Annotated in this window: 12 protein-coding genes; 4 read left to right on the forward strand and 8 right to left on the reverse strand. The window is 38.7% G+C overall.

Annotated elements, in window-relative coordinates; translation table 11 throughout:
- Positions 1–7: 7 nt before the first annotated feature.
- Entirely contained in the window at positions 8–1,054 is a 1,047-nt protein-coding gene (gene rfbB, locus ASG38_RS07470; protein WP_056068730.1) for a dTDP-glucose 4,6-dehydratase, read from the reverse strand.
- Positions 1,055–1,064: 10 nt separating this feature from the next.
- Entirely contained in the window at positions 1,065–2,456 is a 1,392-nt protein-coding gene (locus tag ASG38_RS07475; RefSeq protein WP_056068732.1) for a UDP-glucose 6-dehydrogenase, read from the reverse strand.
- Between the two features lie 301 nt (positions 2,457–2,757).
- Here ASG38_RS07475 and ASG38_RS07480 point away from each other — a divergent pair, with 301 nt between their 5' ends.
- From ASG38_RS07480 to ASG38_RS07495, 4 genes are all read left to right on the forward strand, one after another.
- The gene (locus ASG38_RS07480) at positions 2,758–4,608 is read left to right on the forward strand and encodes a tetratricopeptide repeat protein (protein WP_082482179.1); all 1,851 of its coding nucleotides are present in this window, start codon (positions 2,758–2,760) and stop codon (positions 4,606–4,608) included.
- A gap of 679 nt (positions 4,609–5,287) precedes the next feature.
- Entirely contained in the window at positions 5,288–5,716 is a 429-nt protein-coding gene (locus ASG38_RS07485; RefSeq protein WP_157486092.1) for a hypothetical protein, read from the forward strand.
- Positions 5,717–5,719: 3 nt separating this feature from the next.
- Complete coding sequence (locus ASG38_RS07490; RefSeq protein ID WP_056068738.1) at positions 5,720–13,606, forward strand: gliding motility-associated C-terminal domain-containing protein; 7,887 nt, start codon at positions 5,720–5,722, stop codon at positions 13,604–13,606.
- A 28-nt stretch (positions 13,607–13,634) separates the two neighbouring features.
- Positions 13,635–14,534: a type IX secretion system membrane protein PorP/SprF gene (locus tag ASG38_RS07495; protein ID WP_162239673.1), complete on the forward strand. Its 900-nt coding sequence runs from the start codon at positions 13,635–13,637 to the stop codon at positions 14,532–14,534.
- Positions 14,535–14,647: 113 nt separating this feature from the next.
- On the opposite strand, the gene ASG38_RS07500 is transcribed toward ASG38_RS07495, so the two are convergent.
- From ASG38_RS07500 to recR, 6 genes are all read right to left on the reverse strand, one after another.
- Entirely contained in the window at positions 14,648–15,106 is a 459-nt protein-coding gene (locus ASG38_RS07500; protein ID WP_056068741.1) for an HAD domain-containing protein, read from the reverse strand.
- A gap of 54 nt (positions 15,107–15,160) precedes the next feature.
- Positions 15,161–15,505, reverse strand: a complete 345-nt coding sequence (locus tag ASG38_RS07505; RefSeq protein ID WP_157486094.1) for a hypothetical protein — start codon at positions 15,503–15,505, stop codon at positions 15,161–15,163.
- Between the two features lie 159 nt (positions 15,506–15,664).
- A complete protein-coding gene (locus tag ASG38_RS07510; protein ID WP_056068745.1) occupies positions 15,665–16,558 on the reverse strand; it encodes an ABC transporter permease in 894 nt (297 codons plus the stop codon).
- Positions 16,543–18,984, reverse strand: a complete 2,442-nt coding sequence (locus tag ASG38_RS07515; protein ID WP_056068747.1) for a tyrosine-protein kinase family protein — start codon at positions 18,982–18,984, stop codon at positions 16,543–16,545. Before ASG38_RS07515 ends, ASG38_RS07510 begins: the two co-directional genes overlap by 16 nt.
- Positions 18,985–18,992: 8 nt before the next feature.
- On the reverse strand, positions 18,993–19,787 hold the full coding sequence (locus ASG38_RS07520) for a polysaccharide biosynthesis/export family protein (protein ID WP_056068749.1): 795 nt from the start codon (positions 19,785–19,787) through the stop codon (positions 18,993–18,995).
- Between the two features lie 55 nt (positions 19,788–19,842).
- Complete coding sequence (gene recR, locus ASG38_RS07525; protein WP_056068752.1) at positions 19,843–20,463, reverse strand: recombination mediator RecR; 621 nt, start codon at positions 20,461–20,463, stop codon at positions 19,843–19,845.
- Positions 20,464–20,520: the final 57 nt, after the last annotated feature.

The following is a 20,520-nucleotide window of genomic DNA, read 5'->3' on the forward strand; positions in this document are numbered from 1 at the left end:
CAAATAGTTAATTATATTGTTTTTCATAGTATTTGCTATATTCTCCGCTGGTAACATTTTTAAGCCAAGCTTCATTGGCCAAATACCAGTCAATTGTCCTTTCCAGACCTTGTTCAAAAGTAACGGATGGCTTCCAGCCCAATTCCTTATTAATTTTTGAAGCATCGATAGCATAGCGCAAATCATGACCCGGGCGGTCCTTTACATAAGTAATCAGCTTTTCAGATGTACCTTCTTCCCTTCCCAATTTACTGTCCATGATTTTGCAAAGCAATCGCACCAAATCGATATTCTTCCATTCATTAAAACCACCAATATTATAGGTTTCATGGTTTTTCCCTTCATGGAAAACCAAATCAATTGCTACAGCATGGTCTTCTACAAAAAGCCAGTCGCGGGTATAATTTCCATCACCATAAACCGGCAATGATTTATTATTGATAATATTATTGATGAAAAGTGGAATCAGTTTTTCCGGAAAATGATTCGGCCCATAATTATTGGAACAGTTTGTCAGGACATAAGGCAACCCATAAGTTTCCCCATAAGCCCGCACAAAATGATCTGAACTTGCTTTTGATGCCGAATAGGGCGAATTAGGGTCGTAAGGTGTGGTTTCTGTAAAAAGTCCTTCGGCACCAAGACTACCGTAAACCTCATCCGTACTGATATGATAGAAACGTTTTCCTTCAAAATTTCCTTTCCATTTTTCTTTAAAGGCATTTAACAGGTTCATGGTTCCGATAACGTTAGTTTTAACGAATGCCAACGGATCTGTTATAGAGCGATCTACATGAGATTCTGCTGCCAGATGCAACACACCCTCAAACTGATGTTTTGCAAACAAATCATTTATAAAATCAGCATCAACAATATCGCCTTTTATGAAAGTATAATTAGGTTCATTTTCTATATCGGCAATATTTTCAAGATTTCCGGCATAAGTCAATGCGTCTAAATTGAAAATATGGCAGTCAGGATATTTTTTTACAAATCTCCTTACAACGTGCGACCCTATAAAGCCTGCTCCTCCTGTAATCAATATCTGTTTCATCTTTTTGATTTTATGATCCGATTCCTTTATATACAAATCCGATTTCTGTCAGTTTTTTAGCGTCAAGAATATTCCTTCCGTCAAATACAAAGGCGGGCTTCATCATATTGTCATAGATTTTTTTCCAATCGTAGTCCCTAAATTCATCCCATTCTGTCAAGACTGCAATTGCATGGGCATCTTTACAGGCTTCATACGGATTTTCTGCCACGGTTACCTGCTGTCTGTTTTCTTCCGGAGTTCTCGAATCCAAATAATTCAAATCTGAAAGAATCTGTCCTTCTGCTACTTTCGGGTCAAAGACATGTAATTCTGCCTGTTCATTAATCAGGTCATCAGCTACATAAATGGCGGCCGACTCACGCGTATCGTTTGTATCTTTCTTGAAAGCCCAACCCAGGAACGCTATTTTCTTTCCTGATACGGTATTATAAAGAGTTGTAACAATCTTATGCGAAAACCTTCTTTTTTGATGGTCGTTCATGATAATTACCTGTTCCCAATAATCTGCCACCTCGTTGAGTCCGTAGGCTTTAGCAATATAAACCAGGTTGAGGATGTCTTTCTGGAAGCATGAACCTCCAAAACCAACAGATGCTTTTAGGAATTTTGGTCCTATACGACTATCCATTCCAATAGCCTTCGCCACTTCACTTACATCTGCCCCGGTCTTTTCACAAAGTTCTGAAAGCGCGTTTATCGAAGAAACACGTTGTGCCAAAAATGCATTGGCTGTTAACTTTGACAATTCAGAAGACCAAAGATTTGTGGTCAATATTCGTGCTCTGTCAACCCAATTGGCATAAACATCGACAAGCGCATTTATAGCACGTTGTCCTTCTTCTGTAGTATCGCCTCCAATCAGAATTCTATCCGGATTCAGTAAGTCCTGAACGGCGGTTCCTTCTGCCAGGAATTCCGGATTGGATAGAATCTGGAAACGTACGCCATTTCCTGTGTTATCTAAAATATTTTTGATTGCTTCTGCTGTTCGTACCGGAAGTGTGGATTTTTCAACAACAATCTTATTGGATTTGGAAACGCGTGCAATCTGTCTTGCGCATAATTCTATATATTTCAAATCGGCCGCCATACCTTTTCCTGAACCATAGGTTTTTGTAGGAGTATTAACCGAAATGAAAATCATTTCTGCCTCATCGATTGCTTTTTCAACCTCGGTAGAAAAAAACAGGTTTCTTCCTCTTGCCTCTGCAACTACATCAGACAGTCCGGGTTCATATATCGGAATATTGTCTGTATCCTCATCATTCCAGGCTGCAATTCTAGCCTCATTCAGGTCGACAACGGTAACTTTAATATCCGGACATTTTTGTGCGATAACAGCCATTGTCGGACCTCCGACATATCCTGCACCGATACAACATATTTTGGTTATTTTCATTTTATTTTTTTCGGACTAATTTAATAGTGATTCGTAAAATTATTGACTACGAAACAAATTTTGGCAAAAGTAAGGCTTTTAACATTATAACTCATTATTGTGCCCTCCATTTTCTAAATTATAAAAATAAAATTCTCACAACAAAAAACAATACGCCATAAAACTCTTTTTATTAGTTTTTTGTGATTTAATCCTTAAATTAGAAACAATTTACCCTGCATGTTTTAATGATATTGGAATTAATTATAATTTTACCGGCCCTATTTAATTTACACACGAATATTTTTTACTACCACATTCTATGATGAAAAAAGTAATTTTTCTTCTCATCCCCATGGGAATTTTTGCACAAAACAAACCCTTTGACGCTGTCAAGACACAGGAACGGATTACACAGTATATCTTTTCAAAACCCGACAGTGCCAGAATCTATCTTGATATAATGCTAAAAAACAACCATCTGCTTCACGACACGGTTGTTGCTAAAAACTACAATAATTTTGGTGTGTATTACAGCCTGACCGCCAAACATGATTCGGCTAAAATCTTTTTTAATAAAGCTGTATCAAAATACGCCAAATACCCGAAAAACAAAGCCGGAAGTTTTATTAATCTTTCTATTGCCCATAGAAACACCGGCGATTATAAAACTTCATTGGAGTATCTGGACGATGCCCTGAAAATTTATGAATCTTTAGATAATGAAAGAGGAAAAGCAATCGTATATGGCGAAATGGCTTCCAATTATGCTTACATGATTGACAATAAAAGTGCGACCCGGTATTTATTAAAAGGTATTGAAATCCTAAGCAAGTCGGATGATAAAACAGACAGAAAAAACCTGGTCGTGCAAAAGCAGAAGTTAGCCAATATTTATTTTAAATTAGAGAACTTCAAGTTTGCTATTGACTTATATGAAGAGTGCCTTCCGGCCATGAAAGAAGTCAGGGATTTAAAAAACTACTATCTGACGCTTATCAATTATGGTGATTGTCTGACCTATGTCAAAGACAATACCAAAGCAAAAAAAGCACTTATGGAAGCTGCCAAAGGTCTTGAAGATTTTCACAATGCAGAATTTATCAGCCTTGCCTACAGCAAACTAGGAAAGATAGCATTGCATGAAAAAAAATACGACCTCTCAGGCTTTTACTATAAAAAAGCCTTTGATGGAATAAAAAATACAGACTCTTTCCGGTTTATGCTTATTGGAGCAGAATACATACAGCTTCTGAATCAGATTGGTGATTTTGAAAAAGCGTTGGGTATTATCAAACTGGTTGAAAATTCCCCTAACCGAAAAACCTTCAATGCAGAAGACCAGATGTTCTTTTATGAGGTATCTGCTGTTACTTTTAAGAATACAAATATCAAGGACAAAGGAATTGAGGCTCTTGAAAAAGCTATTATTATTAAAGACTCTCTGGCCAAAGCCCACAAAGAATCTACTACAGAAGAACTTCAGGCCAAATTCCAAACACAAACCCAACAGGAAAAAAATCTTTTCCTAAAACAAAAAAATGAACTGCTGAGCCAAAAGGTAAGTGCCCAAAGGCGAAATTACATACTTATTGGTTCCGGAATAGTCGTGATCTGTGCTTTGGGATTCGCTGTCTCAAGAGCATACTGGCTTAAACACAAACTAGAAAAAGCCAAACTACGAGAAGCTGAAATTGAAAAAATGAATCTTCTTGAAAGGAATGCCTATAAGAAAAGAATAACCGAAGATCAGCAACAAATTATACAACTAAGAGAACAAGAATTAACTTCAATAACCTTGCAGCTTGCCAATTTGCAGGACCAGATTTCTTCGATCATTGAAAATGAGTCCTCGGGTACCGATTCCAAATCAAACTCTGTCAAATCATCATTGCAACAGATTATCAAGCAAAAAGATTACTGGAAAGAGTTTTCGATTAAATTTGGACAGATACATCCGAACTTCAATGATAAGTTACAGGAACGGTTTCCTATACTAACCAAAAACGATATCAATTTCTGTTCGCTATTAAAACTAAATCTTTCAAATAAGGAAATAGCCACTTTACTCCAGATTTCACACGAAAGTGTAATTACGAAAAAGTATCGCATCAAGAAAAAAATAAACATACAGGACGATAATGAATTTCAGAAAATAATTTCAGAAATCTAATCCAAAATCTTACGAAAAAGACCTGCTTTATGCGGGTCTTTTTTTTGCTTTCTTTTTACATTAATCAGCCTTTAATTTTTCACGTCAAAAACAAAAAATCGACCAACCGACATATTTATTCGATGAAGTACATAAAAATCATAAAAAACAAACTTCAAAATGCAAATTTTGGCTGTTTAAAAGCTTAAAAATTGCCTTGTCGATTTCCGTACTTCATAGACAAAATATAGATAATTAATTAATTTGTTGATTTACAGTGTTTTAAAACATAAAATATAATACTCCAAACCTACATTTGTCTATACTTTATCTATACCATTTTCTACTTTTTCAGCTCATTAATGGGCTTAATTTGTAATAACATTAACAAATACCACGCCCCAAATCTAATTTTATTATTACGCCCCAACTTATTCGGGTCATACTTCCCTATGTTAAGGAAGATGATTTGTCGAGGGCAAAAACTAAAAAAATAATTCTAACGTATGATTATCTATGCTAAAAAAATCCCCTTTCGACTTCGCGTCATGCTATGCTTTTTTGTGGGTCTGATTCTGTTTACAGTAATCAGATTACTGCTCTCATAAAATCTTTATGATTTAAATAAACAAATGGTCATTAAGAATGGCCTTTTGTTTCAGCCCTAAACTTCAATAATCGTTAACCAATTAATTTAGATATGAGAAAATTATCACTAATTCTCTTCATGGTCATCTTGTGTATTAACTATACGTATGCACAATCCCCCGATGACCAAATTAAGGTGCTACAAAAATGCATCGACCTTAAAGAGCTCCAGGATTATCTGCCTGGAAAATCTACCCAGCCCCTATATGTCATGCAACATGGCGTTTCTTTTGACAAAGACATAAAGGTCTCAAAAAATGGAAAACCTTTGGTCTTTTTATCCAAGCAGGAAATCAAATCGCAACAGCCGCAGGCATACCTGCTGTTTTGGACATTTGAAATAAATGAAAAAACAGCACGTGTGTCATTTGTTTACAATTATGACCAGAATCAAAGCCCAAAAGCAGTTCGGGCAGACCTGGAACTTAACAAACAAGGCACTGAATGGACTGTTAAAACTGTAGCAATCAATAAAGTTTAATCAATGGGAAATAAAAATTACTTTCAAAAATTATCCCAGGCAATTTTATTGATTGTTCCTGTACTCATGTTACTGATACCTTCTTTTACAGAAGCTCAGACGAGAGTCATCAATAACAACAAATTGCGTGTTGGTAATGGGTCAGAAAATTCCATTAACAATTCGGGAAATATGCAGCAGCCTTTTTATTACAATTCAATTGCTGCGCAATGGAGAAAATTAACCTACAGCAATTATGCTCTTGACAATGCCTATGCTGTTGGAGGAGATGGAACCAATGAATGGAACACATACGGAACAATCGTTCAAAACCCTGCATTGACTAATCAAACTATAGATTATTCGGGTTTCACCTTTACTACCGCTCCAAACGGATATGGCAAGGTGGTTTCAAAAGGAAACATCAATGTTGGCGGTTCGCTTCTTGAAGTCGAAAACACCTTTACTCTTTTACAAAATGCCGGTTATATCGAGGTAAAAGTAAAAGTTAAGAATGTCAGCGCTGCACCTATCAGCAATGTCAGAATTTGGGTAGGAACCCGGGATGACTTTGTCGGTTTGACAGACAGTAACATCAAACAAAAAGGAAATCTTGTAAACGGAGCCTTTGTATTAAACACTGTAGCTTCTCAGCCTTCTGCCGCATTAAAAATTTATAATAATGATGAGGCTATTCTTTTTTATTCCAATTCTCCAAGAGGTAATACAATAGTAAACTCTTGTTGTGACTGGAACAATGTCATTAACCAAAACCCGGCAACTTCTGTAGTGAACTCCGGAACTACGGATGGTTCGTATGGTTTTTATGTACGTTTCAACAACCTGGCTGTAAACGCCAGTGATGATTTTACATGGTATTATGCTGCAGGAACAATTGCAGATATTGACGATATTATTGAAGATGTAGCTCAGGCAAGTGGTGCTGTAAACAATATCACTTACACATCGGCTGTTTTTAATTCTACTTCACAAAATGCTGTAAACGGTTATTATGTTGTCGTTCCTCAAGGTTCGCCAGCACCAACCGAAGCCCAAATCCAGGCAGGTACCACTTATGGTTCTGTTACGCCTGTGGCACATGGCTCATCTGCTATGCCTGCCAATGTTGAAGTGCCTTTCCCTATTTCGGGACTGACGCCAAATACAACTTATGAATTGTATTTTGTAACGCGCGACGCCGTTCCTGCTTATTCAACGATTTACCACACCTCATTCACAACATTAGCTTATACTGTTCCGAATGTCACTACCACGACAACTGCCAGTGCCATTACGGCAAACTCGGCTTCTTCCGGAGGAACTGTAGGTTCAGATGGCGGTCAGGCCGTTACTGAAAGAGGTATTTGCTGGAGTACGACTGCAAATCCAACTATTGCCAACAGCAGAACTACAGACGGTTCTGGTTTGGGCACATTCACGAGTGCGATGGCAGGATTGAATGCAGGTACTACGTACTATGTCAGGGCTTATGCTACCAACTCTGTAGGTACAGGTTATGGACCACAGGTTACATTTACTACTGTGGCTAATAATAACCCTACCATTTCAACTGTTGCCAATCAGTCTGTTTGTGCCAATGCAGCAACTACTGCACTTGCCTTTACGGTGGCTGATGTGGAAACTCCGGCAGCAAGTTTAACCGTTACAAGAAGCTCTTCCAACACTACTTTGGTTCCAAATGCAAACATAGTAGTGGCGGGTACAGGTGCTAACAGAACAGTTACTGTTACTCCGGCAGCCAACCAGCACGGAACAGCTACGATAACACTTACAGTTACAGACCAATTAGGTGCTACGGCTACTACAACTTTCACAGTAACCGTTAACCAGTTCCCTGTAATATCGTATGCATCGGCTACCTATAATTTATACCAAAGCCAGACTATTACACCTATTGCGGCTATCAACACTGGCGGAGCAAGTACAAACTGGAGCATTACTCCGGCACTACCGGCAGGATTGACATTTAATACTGCCAATGGAACCATTACCGGAACTCCAACCGGTTCACAGTCTACGGCAAGCTATACAGTTACAGCAAACAACAATGGCTGTACAGCAACAACAAGCTTCTCAATTTACATTACTCCTTGTAATACCTTTAACGCATCAGACGTTATTACAAACGGAAACGCGTTATTGACCGGAAATGAAGTACGCCTTACAGAAAGCCTTGGCAACCTTTACGGTACCGTTTGGGGTAAAGCGAGACTTGACCTGAATGAAAACTTCAAAATCAGTACGCAGCTTTATTTTGGTGCATCCGATTCAGGTGCCGATGGATTGGCTTTCGTTCTGCAGCCTTTATCTTCTAACCAGGGAGTTTCAGGAGGCGGACTTGGCTATCAAGGAATTAGCCCTTCTCTTGCAGTAGAATTTGACACCTATTATAATCCGGGTGCAGACCCTATTTCGAATGACCATATTGCGATCGTAAAAAATGGATTGGCAGCGAGTATTTCTGCACATTCAGAATTTGCTCCTTATTACAATGCAGGTCAAATTGAGGATGGCAACTGGCACGATGCCGTTTTTGAATGGATTGCTTCTTCAAAAACGCTTAAGGTGACTTATGAAGGTACGGTAATCTTCAATACCGTAATCGATATTCCAAATGCGGTTTTAGGAAACCAATATGCATATTGGGGCTTTACGGCTGCCACAGGTGGTTCAGTAAACGAACACAGAGTACGTTTTAACGGATATTGCTTAACCTCAATTGTAAGTACACCTCCTACTATTTCTGCGGTAGCTAACCAGAGCTATTGCTACAATACTGCAGGTTCTGTGAATGTTACCGTAGCAGATAGCGAATCTCCTGTAGCAAACATTTCGCTTCAGGCAACAGGTTCTACCAACACGGCGTTGCTTCCTTTAGCTAACATCACAGTTACAGGTACGGGAGCAACCAGAACCGTAAACTTCACTCCGGTTTCCGGACAATTCGGAACCTCAACCGTAACTTTAAGAGCTACAGACGGTGACGGTACAACATCAACACGAACATTCACCGTTACTTTTGACGATACAGTGAATCCAACTGCTGTTGCACAAAATCTTACTGTTTATTTAGGAACAAACGGTCAGGCTACTACTACCGCTGCCGCTATCAACAACGGTTCGTCTGATAATTGTGGTATTGCAAGTATTACTGCTTCTCCATTAACTTTCAATGGCACTAATCTTGGCACAAACACCGTAACTCTTACAGTTACAGACGTGAAAGGGAATGTTGGCACGGCAACTTCAACTGTTACAGTTATTGATAATATTGCTCCAACAGTAATTACGCAAAACACTACGGTATCTATTGCTGCTAACGGACAAGTATCGATAACTCCGGCGCAAGTGAATAATGGTTCTTTCGACAACGTTGGAATCACCTCCTTAACCGTAAGCCCGAATACATTCAATTGTTCGAATTTAGGGCCAAATACTGTAACATTAACGGCTGTAGATGCCAGCGGAAATACTTCTTCTTCAACTGCAGTGGTAACGGTTCAGGATACTACTAACCCAACAATCATTACCAGAAACATCACTGTAAACGTGAATGCGGCCGGAATTTACAATCTGGTTCCTTCAGAAGTTGACAATGGTTCTTATGATAATTGTGGTATTTCCAATCTTGGAATCACCAGGGCTTTGTTTACCTGCGCTGATGTAGGTCAAAGCTTTACGATTACGCTTTTTGGAAATGACCCTTCGGGTAACCTGGGTGCTGCTACGGCTGTAGTTACTGTGGCAGATGTTATGGCACCTAACGTAATTACGCAAAACATTACCGTACAGCTAAACGCAAGCGGACAGGCAACAATAACACCTGCTCAAATCAATAACGGTTCGACAGACAATTGCGGTATTGCTTCTTATGCTTTAAGCAAGACTACTTTTAACTGTTCTGAAACCGGAGCCAATACGGTAACACTTTCTGTAACCGATATTCACGGAAACGTAGGAACTGCAACGGCAGTTGTAACCGTTCAGGATACTACAAACCCAACTATCCTTACTCAAAACATTACTGTACAACTGGATGCTAACGGACAGGCTACAATTGTTCCGGCCCAAATCAACAATGGTTCTTTTGATAATTGTGCTATCACAGCATTGGCGCTGGATATTACTTCTTTTGACTGTACAAACATTGGTGCCAATACGGTAACTTTAACCGGAACTGATGCCAGCGGAAACTCGGCTTCAAATACGGCTATTGTAACCGTACAGGATTTGATTGCTCCGATTGTTCTTACACAGAATATCACAGTTCAGTTGGATGCTAACGGACAGGCGACTATCACTCCTGCTCAAATCAACAATGCATCGACAGACAACTGTGCAATTGCTACTTATGCACTTGACGTAACATCTTTCGATTGTACAAATGTGGGTGCAAATACAGTAACGCTTACTGTAACCGATGTTAACGGTAATTCGGCTTCAAATACGGCTGTTGTAACCGTAGAAGATGTTATTGCTCCAACAGTACTTACACAGAACATCACTGTACAATTGGATGCTAACGGACAGGCGACAATCACTCCTGCCCAAATCAACAATGCGTCGACAGACAACTGTACAATTGCTACTTACACACTTGATATTACAGCTTTTGACTGTACAAATGTGGGTGCAAACACGGTAACGCTTACTGTAACGGACGTGAACGGAAATTCCGCTTCGAATACGGCTGTAGTAACAGTCGAAGACAATATTGCTCCTATTGTACTTACACAGAACATCACTGTACAATTGGATGCTAACGGACAGGCTACAATCACTCCTGCCCAAATCAACAATGCTTCTACAGACAACTGTGCAATAGCTACGTATGTTCTCGACATCACAGCTTTCGACTGTACAAATATGGGTGCAAACACGGTAACGCTTACTGTAACCGATGTGAACGGAAATTCCGCTTCAAATACGGCAGTAGTAACAGTTGAAGACAATATTGCCCCTATTGTACTTACACAGAACATCACGGTTGAATTAGACGCTAACGGACAGGCGACAATTACTCCTGCCCAAATCAACAATGCTTCAACAGACAACTGTGCAATTGCTACGTATGTTCTTGACATTACAGCTTTCGACTGTACAAACGTAGGAACCAACACGGTAACGCTTACTGTAACCGATGTAAACGGAAATTCCGCTTCAAATACGGCAGTAGTAACTGTTGAAGACGTACTTGCTCCTATTGTTCTAACACAAAACATTACGGTTGAATTAGACGCTAACGGGCAGACTACAATTACGCCGGCTCAGATTAACAATGTATCTACAGACAATTGTGCGATTGCTACCTATACTTTAGACATTACCAGCTTTGACTGTGCTAATGTAGGTCCGAATACCGTAGTACTGACTGTAACCGATATCCATGGAAATTCGGCTTCAAATACAGCTGTAGTAACAGTGGAAGACAACATCAACCCAACTGTTCTTACACAGAACATCACAGTTCAGTTAGATGCAAACGGACAGGCGTCAATTACACCGGCTCAAATCAACAATGGTTCATTTGATAACTGTACGATTGCTACTTATGTTCTTGACACTACAACTTTCGACTGTACAAATGTTGGAACAAATACAGTCACATTAACTGTAACTGATGTGAACGGAAATTCAGCTTCTAACTCAGCTGTGGTAACTGTTGAAGACAACATCCTTCCAACGATGATTGCTCAAAACGTAACCGTTCACCTAAACATCAATGGTGAATATACGTTGACAACGGCTGATGTGGATAATGGTTCATTTGACAACTGTGCTATCGAAACAATGGGTATTTCCCGCACTTTCTTTAACTGTTCAGACATAGGAACGACCAATACGATTACGTTATTTGGTGTTGATGTTAATGGAAATTATGCTTCTACCACCGCGATAATAACTGTTGCCGATATGATGGCTCCAACTGTAAGAACACAAAACATTACAGTGGAATTGGATGCTAACGGACAGGCTACAATCACTCCTGCACAAATCAACAATGGTTCGACAGACAATTGTGGAATTGCAACGTATGCACTGGACATTACAAGCTTCAATTGTACAAATGTTGGTGCCAACACTGTAACTCTGACTGTAACTGACAATTATGGAAATGCGGCTTCAAATACCGCTACTGTAACCGTAATTGATACGGTTAATCCAATTGTAAACACGCAGAACATCACAGTTCAGCTGGATGCTAACGGACAGGTTACTATTACGCCTGCTCAAATCAATAATGCATCAACAGACAATTGCGGCATTGCAACGTATACTCTTGATATCACAGATTTCAATTGTACAAATACAGGTGCTAATACAGTAACATTGACAGTAACTGATGTAAATGGAAACTCGGCTTCTAATACAGCTATTGTAACTGTAGAAGATGTTATAGCCCCGACTGTTCTAACGCAGAATATTACAGTACAGTTAGAGGCTAACGGACAGGTTACAATTACCCCTGCTCAAATCAACAATGGTTCGACAGACAATTGTACTATTGCAACTTATACGTTAGACATTACAGAATTTAACTGTACTAACATAGGTGCCAATACGGTAACGCTTACAGCTACTGACGCCAGCGGAAATACTTCTTCAGCAACAGCTGTAGTAACAGTAGAAGACACTATTGCTCCAACAGTAATCACGCAGAATATTACGGTTCAGCTGGATGCTAACGGACAGGCTTCAATTACAGCAGCTCAGATTGACAATGGTTCAGCAGACAGCTGTGGAATCGCAACCTATGTTCTTGACATTACAGATTTCACTTGTGCAAACGTAGGCGCCAACACAGTAACCTTAACTGTGACTGATGTTAACGGAAACACGGCTTCCAATACCGCTGTCGTGACAGTTGTTGATTCAGTTGCTCCAACAGTAATTACACAGAACATTACGGTTCAATTGGATATCAACGGACAGGCTACTATCACACCTGCTCAAATCAATAATGGTTCGACAGACAATTGCGGTATCTCGGGCTACACACTTGACAAGACTAACTTCTCTTGCTCAAATGTGGGTAACAACACGGTAATCTTAAGTGTAACCGATGTTAACGGAAATATTGCTACTCAAACAGCAACAGTAACGGTTCAGGATGCAATGGCTCCATTCGCAATCACACAAGATGTGACTATTTCTCTTGATGCTGACGGAATGGCCTATATCACGGTTGCAGACATTAACAACGGTTCTTCAGACAATTGTGGCATTGCTTCAATTACGCTAAGCCAGACAGCATTCAATTGTGGTGAAACAGGAACTAATTTCGTGACAATGACAGTTACGGATATTCATGGAAATGTTTCATCGGCAGAGGCTGCAGTAACGGTTATCAATACTTTCGGTGATAATGACGGCGACGGTATTCCTGACAATTGTGATTCTGATGATGATAATGATGGTATAGAAGACTCTGTTGACAACTGTCCGTTTACTTACAACCCAGACCAGACCGATACTGACAATGACGGTATAGGCGATGCTTGTGACGACGATTATGATAACGATGGTGTTCCGAACGATATCGATAACTGTCCTTACACCTACAACCCGGGTCAGGAAGATATTGACAAAGACGGAATCGGAGACGTTTGCGACTTGACAGAAATCAACATTTCTCAAGCATTTACACCAAACAATGACGGAATCAACGATACATGGCAGATTATCAACATCACCAACTATCCAAATTCTGTAATAAAAGTGTTTAACCGATGGGGTTCTGAAGTATTCAGCGCCAAAGGATACAAAAATGATTGGAATGGTCATTATAAAGGTTCCAGCAACCCGCTGCCTGAATCCTCATACTATTACCAAATTGATTTAGGAAACGGAAGTCCTGTTTATGAAGGATGGATTTACTTAACCCGATAATCAGGAACAAATAAAAATGACAATCATTATGAAAACACTCAATAAATTAAGCACTGTACTGTTATTTTTCTTTGCCGCTTATGCATACGGGCAACAGGAAACCAGCTTTACATTTTACAGAAACAATATGAACATCATCAACCCTGCTTATGCAGGGGCTGATGGTGAAACCATAGTCTCAAGCAGCTTTAAGACACAATGGGCAGGAGTAAAAGATGCTCCGGAAACCCAGGCTGTGTCTTTTGGAACGCCAACAGGAAAAAAATTAGGAATCGGACTTTCGATTATTAACGATAAGACATTCGTTGAAAAACAGACTTCTGTTTTTGCTGATTTCTCATATCTGGTTCCTTTGAATGAAACCCTTGACCTGTACCTGGGAGTAAAAGCGGGCGGAAATTTTTATGATGTAAACGTGAACGGATTACAGACCTATAATGTAGAATCTGACCCGTCATTGGTAAACATCAACCGATTCAATCCTAATTTCGGTATTGGAGCTTATTTAAAGCACAAGAAATTTTATGTCTCGCTTTCTACTCCAAAAATGTTGAGCACCCAGCGTGCTAAAAATGAAGACGGAGTGGCAACAGTTGCTTCCGACAGACCTCATATTTACCTAAGTGGTGGTTATGACATCATCCTGAATGAGAACTTTATGTTACAGCCTTCTACCTTGCTTCGTTATGTAAACGGCGCTCCGGTTTCAATGGACCTTACTGGTGTTGTTACTTACAAACAGCTGTTTGGACTTGGAGTTGCCTACAGAACAGACAAAGCCATCAACGGATTGGCAACCATAAAGGTTAACAACTGGTTTGATTTTGGGTATGCTTATGAACATTCCTTACGAGATGAAATTGCAAGCGCAACAAGCGGAACGCATGAATTTTACTTGAGATTCAACCTGTCGCCAAAAGCGAATTAAGGGTTGGGTTAGTTACAACTAAAAAGCGGGGACTATGTCCCCGCTTTTTTATTTACTAAATATCTTTTTTTCTCGGTAAAATGATTTATGGATAATAAAAAAAAATTGAAGGTTTATGCCATATCAGATATTTTTTCCAATACCTCTTCTACTTGATATTCTGTTAATCCTATAGAACCACTTGTTTGCAAAAGATTAGCTTTAACAAAACCTGGTAGGGCATTTAGCGATTTATCATCATCAATAATGATGTAATGACTATGTACTTTTTGGATATCTATCCATTTCATTATTTCTTCTCTTCTGTTTAATCCTAAAGTATTTTCAGGCAAAACATCAATACTTTGAACATCAATTCCTCTTAATAGAAATATTTCTCTCCATTTATCAATAGAGTATTTTGATTTATGAGAAGTGGTCAATAGAATATTTGCACTTGTTTCAGAAATAAGTTTCTGAAGTGCTTTAGTTGCTCCATTACTAAAAACAGGGAAACCATCATCTAAAAATTCAGGTTTTCTCCAAGAGTTAGCAGGAACCATTACTCCATCTATATCCAACAGTATTAGCATCTTACAAAGGTAGATGTTTTTTCTTTACCCATAAACTTCGTTCAACAAATTATTTTATTCCTGGTCAAATTCTTTAACATAATTATCTATTTCATCTTGGGTATCATAGTCTATTGAGTGAAGCTCCATGGTTTCCCATCTATATTCTACATCTGTATGATTTTTAGCACCAGGAACAATATCTATTTTAACTCCTAATAATTTAGAACATATAAATCTATGATGTCCATCCATTATTTTGCCATCAGCAACTTTTATAGAACTTAAATCCTTGCCCTGACTCAATCTAGTGCATATTCTCTGTAATTTGGGAAAACTTACTGCTCCTTGATTAGGAACATATTCAAAGTTATTCTCGCTTAAAAATTTCTCTACTTCTTCTTTGGTTATATCTCTCACTATTATTTGGCTAATATCACAATAGCACCAAATAAACAATAAAAAATTCACTTTTCTTAGGAAATTTTGATTTTTAGAAGGAGGCAATGAAAGGAAAGTTTTTTAATACAAATTGATATTATAAATTCCTCTTAGTGTAAAAAACAGAATGACCTCGCCTTAAACCGTATCAATAAAATTCTTTTCCGTTCTATTAAAAACGATAAGGCCTAATAAAAAGATAACGATTGAAAATACCACCGAATAAACAAGACCGAATGTTGTAAACTCCCCTTTGCCCAGATAAGAATATTTGAAAAACTCAAAAATACTGGTCAGCGGATTCAGATACACCAGGTTTTCATAACCATAAGGCTTTAATTTTTTTACTACTAACGAAGTAGGATAAACTACAGGAGTAAGATACATATAAAGCTGTACACCAAAACCAATCAAGAAAGTCAGGTCCCTGTATTTTGTTGTCATGGAAGAAATAATCATCCCAAATCCAAGCGAAATTAAGGCCATCAAAATCAAGAGAATGGGTGTAAATACGATTTCCCAATTCGGCATGACTGCTTTGCCCTGCATTATGAAATAAGCCATCATACAGATAAAAAACAGAAACTGTATACCAAACTTTAAAAGATTAGATATGGTTATGGATATGGGCATAATAACCCTTGGAAAATAAACCTTCCCGAAAATATTCTGATTGGTTTTGAAAGTATCTGAAGTCGATTTAAAACAATCCGAAAAATAGAACCAAAGCGTATTCCCAGCCAAAGCAAACAGGAAATAATTGATTCCATCTGATTCAATCTGGGCTATTTTATTAAAAATCACAAACTGGATAACAGAAGTCAGTAATGGCTGGATTAAAAACCATAACGGTCCCAGAACAGTCTGTTTGTAATAGGTCACGATATCGCGTTTTACAAACAGCATCAGCAAATCACGATACCTCCAGATTTCATCAAAATTAAAGGAAATCAGTTTCCTTTTGGGAGTTATTTCATAAAGCCATTGCTGGTTATTGAAGTCGTTTTCCTGTCTTGCTATTTTTTCAGCCATTTGTTTAAAAGTCTTTTAAAACGATTTTCCGGTTCGCCTTCATCGTGATAACCATTACTGTAATCGCCATAACCATATCCATAACCGTAACCATATCTGGCTTTGCTTTCATAACCATTAAAGACAATGCTTATATTGGTCAGCTCTCCTCGTTTGTGCTTGTCATTGACCAAAGCCAGCATTCCTTTTTTGGTAACATTCTGGCGAACGACATACAACGTAGCATCGCAAAACTGGGCCAATTCCAAAGCATCAGAAACCAGTCCAACCGGTGGCGTGTCTAAAATAATATAATCGTATTTTCTTTTCAAATCATCCAAAAGATCTTTCATGCTTTCGCCGAGAATAAGCTCTGCCGGATTGGGCGGAATAGGTCCTGAAGTAATGACATCTAAATACGATATCCTTGTTTTCTGGATGATTTCATCTGCTGTTTTCTGTCCAATCAAATAATTGACCACTCCAAAACTATTGTCAAGGTCAAAATCGCCAAATATTTTAGGCTTTCTTAAATCCAGACCTACAATGACGGTTTTCTTTTCACTTAACGCAAAAACAGTGGCAATGTTTATGGAACAGAAGGTTTTCCCTTCCCCACTGATGGAAGAAGTCAGCATCAATGTTTTTGCTCCTGAAAGATTTTGTTTTTTATACAGGAATTGTAACGATGACCTGACGGCACGGAAAGATTCTGCCAATGCCGATTTTGGTTTTTCAAAAACAGCCAGATTGCTCGGCATTTTCTTTTTGCCAATAACACCCAACAATGGTATTTTGGTCAGTTTGGCGATGTCTTCAACAGTATGGATACTATTATCCATAAACGTAATGATAAACACAACAACCAAAGGAATCATCAATCCCAGAAACAGGGCTAGCACATAATTAACGCTGGTTTTCGGGCCAATTAATCCGCCGCCGGTGTCTTTTGCCGAATCAATAAAATGAATATCAGACAGGTTGGCTGCCTTGACAATGTTTGCCTCATTTCTTTTGGCCAGGAAAGTATTGAATATACTTTCTGCCAAATCATATTTTCTTGTAATTTTCAATAAATCCTGCTGGTCATCCGGCAATCTTTTTATGGTGCTTTCTGCCTGACCCATTTTAGCATTGACCAATGCCAGATCATTCTGGATAACCGTTTTTGCCGCTGCAATGTTTTCCAAAAGAACTTTTTTGACCGATTCCATTTCATTATCAAAGTCCCTGAAAAACCTGTCATTCTTTACGGCATATGCTTTTTCAGAACGCTGTATGGAAAGCGCTATTAATCGGGAAACATTACCCACAATGTTGGGGTCATCAATTCCTGCAACGGCCGGAGCCGGCAATTTTGAATAGTCAACACTGTTATTCAGATACGAACGTAATGTATTATAATAGGCTATTTTACGGTTAATGGCATCTTTTTCTATATCGAGCCCTGCCAGTTTCTCGGAAATTTTTTCACCTCCGTCTTCCAGTTCAAGAACGTTTTTGCCCCTGCGGAAATCCTTCAATTGTCCTTCGGTTCCTTTGAGCTGGTCCTCCATTTTGATTAGCGTACTATCAATAAAGGCAATCGTATTAATCGCAAACTGGTTTTTGCTGTCCAACTGATTTTTCCGCAATACCTCAACCGTAGTATTCAGATAATCGACCATTCTGGCCTTATTCGTTCCCTGCATGGCAAGTTTTAGTATAGAACTGCCTTTGGTATCGCTATCTACGCTAATGCCCTGATACTGGCTAACGACACTATTGAAATTGTCAAATCTCACAAAATATTCTTTCCCGGCATACGAACTCGCATCGGGTTTTAATTCCAGTTTCCAGTTCAAATAAGGCAATTTGACCTGTTCTCCTACTTTAAACCTTTTGCTGTAGTCTCCTATCGCAACGGCAATCTGACTTTGACTGTCGTTATAATAGTTGATAATATTGACGCTTTCATTTTCAAAAGCAATCGAAAGTTCATATTCTGAAGCATTCAGGAATTTTATCTTAATCGGAATTCCTGACAACTGTCCTTTAGATTTGTCAATTACCACCTTAAACGGGGCTTCTCCATAGGCATCAATCAGGTTGTATTTTCCCTGTTTAAAATACTTAATGTAGTATTCAAGCTTGGCTACGACAATTTCATTATGAGAACGTGATTTTAGCGTCGTTATAATAGTCTGCACCTTATCTGAAGTACCTCCCCAGTTAAAAACCAAACTCGTATTTGAGGTAAAAAAAGGATTGCTTTCTTCGCGGATGGCGATAAGGCTCTCCATTCCGTAAATTTTTTCTTTACGGATATTCACCTGATAGGCTATAACAAAACACACAATAAGGCTCGCCAAAAACCATTTCCAGTAACTCAATATTTTTATCAAGAAACCTTTGAAATCGAAATTGTTTTGATTTTCAAAAAATGAAAAGTCCTTTGGGTCAAGCATGGTATTGATTATCTATTAATGAGCACTATTGCTGTGGTAACCAGAGAAATCAGGGTAATAACGGTTGCCAGCGATTGGATTCCCGTTGTTCCGGTTCCCCAGGATTTTTGTTTTAAAGGCTTAACATAAATATAATCATTGGGCTGTATATAGTAATAAGGGGACTTCATGACATTGGCATCTGTCAGGTCCAGTGTGTGCATTTCTGTTCCGTGCGGATATTGGCGGATTATGGTTACTTCTTTCCTGTTTCCCACCATCGTTATATCTCCAGAATTTGCAATCGCTTCCATTACGTTGACTTTTTCCTGAAACAATACCTTTGTTCCCGGCGATGCAATTTCTCCGTTTACGGTATAACGAAGACCGGTCAGTTTTACATTTACAAAAATGTTCGCTTCTTTGTGGAAATATTCATCCAATAGTTGTTTTTCAATCTTAATCCGGATTTCTTCCAATGTAAGCCCAACAACTTTCACCTCGCCAAGAACCGGAATCCTGATGTTTCCGTGGTCGTCAACAGAATATCCGTTAAAATATAAATTTTGTTCGTTCAGGTTATTTACATTTCCATCTGTGGCATTGAACATTTCTACCAAAGCGGCATCCAATGCTTTAATTTTAATACTCAGGATATCGTTTGTTTGTACTCTATAGGGTTTTGCAACAACTGGATTGACTGAAGAAGCCGTTTCAGAATTGTTCTTGTTCTGAAGGTATATCAAATCCTGGCTGGGCACACATGAGGTAAATATAATAGCTATTACTATTGCTATTGAAAGAAACGGGAGTGATTTCTTCATTATCAATTTTTTAGTAAACAAATATAGAGTTCTTCAATTAGAAAATGACAACAATCTACGTATTTTTAAATGAATTTTCAAAGGGAACACGGTGCAGGATACTCCTCCCGAGCGTGACTTCATCAGCATATTCGAGTTCATCGCCTACAGAAATTCCCCGTGCAATTGTAGAAGTTATTACATCATAATCTTTAATCTGCTTGTAGATATAAAAATTAGTGGTATCGCCTTCCATAGTGGAACTTAGGGCAAAAATCAGTTCCCGGATGTTTCCCGATTTGACTTTTTCGACCAAGGTAGGAATGTTCAGCTGACTTGGGCCAACGCCATCAATAGGAGATATTTTTCCTCCCAATACGTGATAAATCCCTCTGAATTGGCCGGTATTTTCAATAGCCATTACATCGCGGATATCTTCAACAACGCAAATCAACTGATGGTCGCGATTGGAATTGGAACAGATTTCACACACCGCAACATCAGAAATATTGTGGCAGCTCTGGCAAAACTTGATTTCTTCCCGCATCGTCAAAAGTGCCTGCGACAGCAAACCCGTCTGTTCTTTTGGCTGCTTTAGCAAATGCAATACCAAACGCAATGCAGTTCGCTTGCCAATTCCCGGCAATTGAGACATCTCATAAACTGCCTTTTCTAAAAGTTTCGAAGAAAATTCCATAGAGTGCAAATATACTAAACGGAGTCCTGATTTTTAGCAGAGACAAAACTGTTTTAA

It is taken from the genome of Flavobacterium sp. Leaf359 (assembly GCF_001423985.1).
GTDB lineage: Bacteria > Bacteroidota > Bacteroidia > Flavobacteriales > Flavobacteriaceae > Flavobacterium > Flavobacterium lindanitolerans.